Origin of the sequence: Corallococcus llansteffanensis (assembly GCF_003612055.1) — a bacterium.
Taxonomy (GTDB): Bacteria; Myxococcota; Myxococcia; order Myxococcales; family Myxococcaceae; genus Corallococcus; species Corallococcus llansteffanensis.
Genome location: NZ_RAWB01000654.1, coordinates 1 through 5,167 on the forward strand (window position 1 = coordinate 1; position 5,167 = coordinate 5,167).

A 5,167-nucleotide genomic window follows, 5' to 3' on the forward strand; every position below is an offset into this window, starting at 1 on the left:
GGCATGGGGGCTCGGAGGTGTTGTCACGGGAAGGGGGCCTGTGCGGTCCCATGGCTTTTCAGGCGCCAGGGCGTTATGAGGCGCCGTTCACGAGGAGATTGAAGCACATGGACACTTCTACCGCCGTCGCCGGCTCCACGCCGGCCTCCCAGCCCGCCGCCAACGAGACCGTCCAGCTGACGGCCGCCGCCATCGCCCAGGTGAAGACGGTCATCCAGGCCCAGGGGTTCCAGGACTACTTCTTCTCCATCCGCGTGGTGCCGTCCGGCTGCAGCGGCCTGGGCTACGACCTGAACCTCGTGAAGGAGGCCAAGGCCGGTGATCAGATCTGGGAGCAGGACGGCGTGAAGATCGCCACCGACGCGCTGAGCGCCCAGTACCTGTCGGGCACGCACATCGACTACGTCACCAGCATCACCGGCGCGGGTTTCAAGTTCGAGAACCCCAACGCCAAGTCGTCCTGCGGTTGCGGCACGTCGTTCACGACCTGAGCCACACCGCTGAGAAGCAGGGCAGGGGCCGGGATGGGACGCCAGGCAGGCGTGCCCCCGGCCCTTCGTCTGTCTAGAGCCTTCAGGCTCCCCCTCAGGCTCCCCTTCAGGCTCCGGTGACGGGCTTCATGACCTTCATCCAGGACTGCTCTTCCTGTCCGCGGCCCCGGCGCTGGGCGCGGCGGGCCTCGGCCTCCGCGAAGGCGGCGCGCTCCGTGTCCGTCTCCAGGAGCAGGGGCGGCACCGCCACGCCCTTGCCGTCCTTGTCCTGGGTCACGAAGGTGAGCAGCGCGCTGGTGGTGAGGTGGCGCTCACCGGTGAGCGGGTTCTCCGCGTGCACGGTGACGCCCACCTCCAGCGACGTGCGGAAGGTCGCGAGCACGCGCGAGTGGAGCAGGGCGATCCACCCGACGCGGATGGGGGCATGGAAGTGCAGGTCGTCCATGGACGCCGTCACGACGACCTGACGGCAGTGGCGCTGGGCGGCCACGGCGCCGCAGATGTCGATCCACTGCATCACCTTCCCGCCGAACGCGGCGTTCAGGTTGTTGGCGTCCGGAGGGAGGATGAGCTGCGTCATCACCACTTCGGAGTCGCGCGGGCTCTTCGGGGTCAGGTCGTGCATGGCCCGGAAGCGTCTAACGGAACGCGCGCCGTCAGGCCAGGAATGCGGACACGCGGTCGAGGAACTCCTCGCGGCCCGGGCCCCGGCGGATGTCCTGCTTGGACACGTCCACCACGAGGCAGTCCACGCCGTACTTCTCCTGCAGCACCTGCGGGAAGCCCGCGTAGTAGCCGTTGAGGCCCTTCAGGAACTGCTTGCCGATGCCCTTCTCCTCGGCCCGGCCGCGCGTGCGGATGCGCTGCAGGAGCACGTCCTCGGAGGACACGTCGAAGCAGATGACCTTGTCGGGCCGGACGATGTGGCGCGACAGCCGCTGGAAGTACTCGTAGTACAGGTCCAGCTCCGCGTTCGTCATGTGCCCCAGGCCGTGCAGGTACTTGGCGAAGATTTCGGGGTCCTCGTACAGGGTGCGGTCCTGCACGCAGCTCTTCCTCACGGAGTGGATGAGCTCGTGGTGCTCCACGCGCCGGATGAGGAACTCCAGCTGCAGCGTGAACGACCACCGCGACATGTCGCCGTAGTAGTCACGCAGGAAGCGGTTGTCGATGACGGGCTCGTCGAACAGCTCGAAGCCGAAGCCCTGGCTGATGAGCTTGGCGGCCGTCGTCTTGCCCGCGCCGATGTTGCCCGCCAGCGCCACGAAGCGCTTGGCGCGGGGCACCTTCACCTTGAGGGCGTTGCGGGCGGCGGACTTCGGCGCGGGGACGGCCGGGGGCGGCGCCTTGCTGGAAGGCGGCTCGGTGCGGGTCGCCGGACGCGCGCGTGCGGTGGGGCGGGACATGGAAGCCAAGGCTTAGCCCGGCTTTCCGGACGCGTCCATTCGCTGGCGGAGCAGATCCGGCCGGTCCGTCATGATGCCGCCGACGCCTTCGCGGAGGAGTTGGTCCATCTCCGCCGGATCATCCACGGTCCATACGTTGATCCACTTGCCGCGCGAGGCCGCGGCCTCCAGCAGCGCGTCATCCACCAGCCGCACCTCGCCGAAGTACAGCGGCATGTCGAGCACCGTGTAGCGCGCGTCCTCCGGCGGCACCTCGCCGGCCTTGAGCGCCAGCACGAAGGCAGCCAGCGCATCCCGGGGGTAGAAGTGACATGCGTCGGGCAGCACCCGCACCAGCCGCTCCGCGATGGCGTCCTGTTCGCTGCCCAGACAGACGCGGCCCAGGGCGGCTTCGTCGGTCAGCAGGCGGGCGAGCACGTCCTCGCCGCCCGGCACGTCTGGTTTGAGTTCCACGTTGAGGCGCAGGGACGGGAAAGCGCGCAGGACTTCGCGAAGGGTCGGCAGGCGCACGCCCCGGCCCCGGAAAGGGAAGGTGCGTCCCGCGTCCGGGCTGAAGTGATACCCCGCGTCCAGCTTGAGCAACTCCGCGAGCGTGAGTGCCGCGAGCGGGCCCGCTCCGTCGGTGCAGCGCTCCAGCGTGTCGTCGTGGGCGACGATGACCTCGCCGTCGCGCGACAGGTGCACGTCGAGCTCCAGCATGTCGGTGCGGTACGTCTCCACCGCGAGGCGGAAGGCTTCGAGCGTGTTCTCTGGAGCGACGAGCGCCCCGCCGCGGTGCGCAATGTGCAGCGTGGGCTTCAATCCCTGCAAGAACGTGTCGCGGGCAAGCATTGATCCACCTATTCCTGAATTCATACAGATGTCACGGGCAGGGAGTCGGTCCGTTCCTTGCCGGCCCTGGTAGGCCGCCGGTATAAGGGCCTGAATCCTTTGCCCGACAGGCGTCGGACTTCAAGAAGCGCGGCGCCCCCAACCCCCGGAGACATACGAATGGAACTGCGCAACAAGCTGGGCGCTGCGGCCCTCCTGGCTGCCACGGCGATGGCCTCACTGGCCGGCTGTGGTGGTCGTGACGACGATGACAACAAGGACGCGGGCCCCGGCTGCACGGGTGTCTGCAGCACCGACGCGGGCACGGATGCTGGCACGGACGCGGGCACGGATGCGGGTACGGACGCGGGCACGGACGCCGGCGCCGGGATGACGGTCGCCGCGGTCCGCAAGGTGCCGTTCGGCAGCGCGGTGACGCTGCGCAACGTGGTGGTCCACACCATCGACTACGAGAAGCTCAGCGACCAGAACCAGACCTCGTGGCGCTCGCGCTTCTGGGTGGTGGATCCGCTGAAGCCCACCGAAGGCATCTCGGTGGAGAAGTTCTACGACGACACGCCGGACAACTACCACCCGCAGCCGGGTGACGTGATCGACATCGAGGGCTTCTTCGGCTCCGAGGCGAACTTCGAGCAGTTCCGCGGTCGTCGCCAGCGCATCGCCAACGACTTCCGCAACGGCAAGATCATGAAGATCACCGTGAAGAGCACGGGGGGCACCCGCATCGCTCCGAACGAGGTGACGACGGAGAACCTGGCCGCCAGCCAGGCCTTCGTCCAGGCGGACGCCGGCTATCTGGGCACCCGCGTCCACGTGACGGGCGCCCTGAGCCTCACCAACCCCCAGCCCACCGCCTTCATGCGCGTGGACAGCGCGGACGCGGGCACCGTCTACTATGGCTACGAGCTGACGGGCGGCGTGCTCATCAACCACGTGAACACCCGGAACCAGAGCGACGGCGGCACCGAAGGCCGCTGCGACTTCCAGGCCGCCGCGCTGGATGGTGGCGCGGTGTCCTTCCCGAACGGCGTGACGGGCGTCTTCGACACCTACACGTTCGCGGCCTGCGAGGACGGCGGCACGGACATCCTCAACTGCCGCCGTGTCGACGGCAAGGTGCCGGGCACGACGAGGAACTACACCTATGTCGTCCAGCCGGACAACTGCGCGGACCTGGGCGGCGTCGTGACGCCGGTCGTGCCCGAGTAGTCATCCGTTACCGGACACAGGACGGGGCTCTTCCCGTCCCGCCGTCTTTCCCGCCGCCTCCCATGGGTCCTCCCGTGGGAGGCGGTCGTGCTTCCGGGGGCAGGGAACCTGAAAGTTCGCGTGCGGCGGCCGGGGTGCCTAGAGTCGCCACCCGGCGGGTCGGCCCGCTCCCTCCCCTCGGGCCCGGATTGCAGTAGGCTCTGGAAAAAGTTCACCGTACCACCCGCGGACGCACCTCCACTCCCTTGAGCTCGCCCCAGACGGCCACCCCGTTCGGAAAGTACCTGCTCATCAAGCGCCTCGCGCTGGGCGGGATGGCGGAGCTGTTCCTGGCGCACAAGCCGCCGTCTCCGGAGCTGGTGGTCATCAAGCGGATCCTCCCGTACCTCTCCGAGGAGCCGGAGTTCGTCCAGATGTTCCTGGACGAGGCGCGCATCGCCGCCCAGCTGCACCACCCCAACGTCGTGCAGGTGCACGAGCTGGGGAAGGAGGGCGACAACATCTTCATCTGCATGGAGTACGTGGAGGGCGTTGACCTGCGCCGCGTGCTCCTGGAGGAGGCCAAGTACGGCGCCTCCATGCCCTACGGCGTCGCGGCGAAGATCTGCGCGTACATCGCCGCGGGCCTGGACCACGCGCACTTCAGCCGGGGCGTGGATGGCCGTCCGCTGGAGCTGATCCACCGGGATGTCAGTCCGCAGAACGTGATGATCTCCTACGACGGGCGCGTGAAGCTCGTCGACTTCGGCATCGCCAAGGCCGGCGCGTTCATGGAGCGCAGCAAGCCGGGCGTCATCAAGGGGAAGTTCCTCTACCTGTCGCCCGAGCAGATCATGCAGGAGCGGCTGGACCACCGGGCGGACATCTACGCGCTCGGGGTGATGCTGTATGAGATCACCACCGGCAAGCAGCCCTTCCACCGGGCCACCACCGAGGGGATCCTCTACGCCATCCGCTACGAGGAGCCGCCCCCGCCGCACCTGGTGCGCCCCGACTATCCGGAGGAGCTGTCGCGCATCGTGATGCGGTGCCTGCTGAAGGACCGCACCCTGCGCTACCAGCGGGCCTCCGCCGTGCGCGCGGACCTGGAGGCGTTCCTCGCCTCGGGCGTGCTCAAGCAGAGCCAGGACATCTCCCAGTACATCGCGCGCCTGCTGGGCGAGGCCGACGAGCGCACCGTGCTGCACATCCCCCCGGCCAAACGCGCGGGCCGGCACGAGGCCACCCTCC

General features: G+C 68.5%; 6 protein-coding genes. 3 read left to right on the top strand and 3 right to left on the bottom strand.

Annotation, left to right across the window (positions count from 1 at the left end):
- Nucleotides 1-107 precede the first annotated feature (107 nt).
- Nucleotides 108-491: a HesB/IscA family protein gene (locus D7V93_RS37405; protein WP_120647885.1), complete on the top strand. Its 384-nt coding sequence runs from the start codon at nt 108-110 to the stop codon at nt 489-491.
- Nucleotides 492-597: 106 nt separating this feature from the next.
- Here D7V93_RS37405 and D7V93_RS37410 read toward each other — a convergent pair whose 3' ends face one another.
- Genes D7V93_RS37410 through D7V93_RS37420 form a run of 3 tightly spaced genes read right to left on the bottom strand, consistent with a single transcriptional unit; the run spans nt 598 to nt 2,728 of the window.
- Entirely contained in the window at nt 598-1,116 is a 519-nt protein-coding gene (locus D7V93_RS37410; protein ID WP_120615877.1) for an acyl-CoA thioesterase, read from the bottom strand.
- Nucleotides 1,117-1,147: 31 nt separating this feature from the next.
- On the bottom strand, nt 1,148-1,897 hold the full coding sequence (locus tag D7V93_RS37415) for a deoxynucleoside kinase (protein WP_120647886.1): 750 nt from the start codon (nt 1,895-1,897) through the stop codon (nt 1,148-1,150).
- 12 nt (nt 1,898-1,909) lie between these two features.
- Complete coding sequence (locus tag D7V93_RS37420) at nt 1,910-2,728, bottom strand: glycerophosphodiester phosphodiesterase family protein (protein WP_120647887.1); 819 nt, start codon at nt 2,726-2,728, stop codon at nt 1,910-1,912.
- Between the two features lie 159 nt (nt 2,729-2,887).
- Between D7V93_RS37420 and D7V93_RS37425 the strand changes: the two genes are divergently transcribed.
- On the top strand, nt 2,888-3,937 hold the full coding sequence (locus tag D7V93_RS37425; RefSeq protein ID WP_120647888.1) for a hypothetical protein: 1,050 nt from the start codon (nt 2,888-2,890) through the stop codon (nt 3,935-3,937).
- A gap of 245 nt (nt 3,938-4,182) precedes the next feature.
- On the top strand, nt 4,183-5,167 hold a 985-nt coding region (locus D7V93_RS37430), incomplete at its 3' end, for a serine/threonine-protein kinase (protein WP_147451544.1).

Coding starts and splice junctions, on each gene's coding strand:
- D7V93_RS37415 (WP_120647886.1), bottom strand. CDS start 1,897: ATGTCCCGCCCCACCGCACGCGCGCGTCCGGCGACCCGCACCGAGCCG.
- D7V93_RS37420 (WP_120647887.1), bottom strand. CDS start 2,728: ATGCTTGCCCGCGACACGTTCTTGCAGGGATTGAAGCCCACGCTGCAC.
- D7V93_RS37425 (WP_120647888.1), top strand. CDS start 2,888: ATGGAACTGCGCAACAAGCTGGGCGCTGCGGCCCTCCTGGCTGCCACG.
- D7V93_RS37410 (WP_120615877.1), bottom strand. CDS start 1,116: ATGCACGACCTGACCCCGAAGAGCCCGCGCGACTCCGAAGTGGTGATG.
- D7V93_RS37405 (WP_120647885.1), top strand. CDS start 108: ATGGACACTTCTACCGCCGTCGCCGGCTCCACGCCGGCCTCCCAGCCC.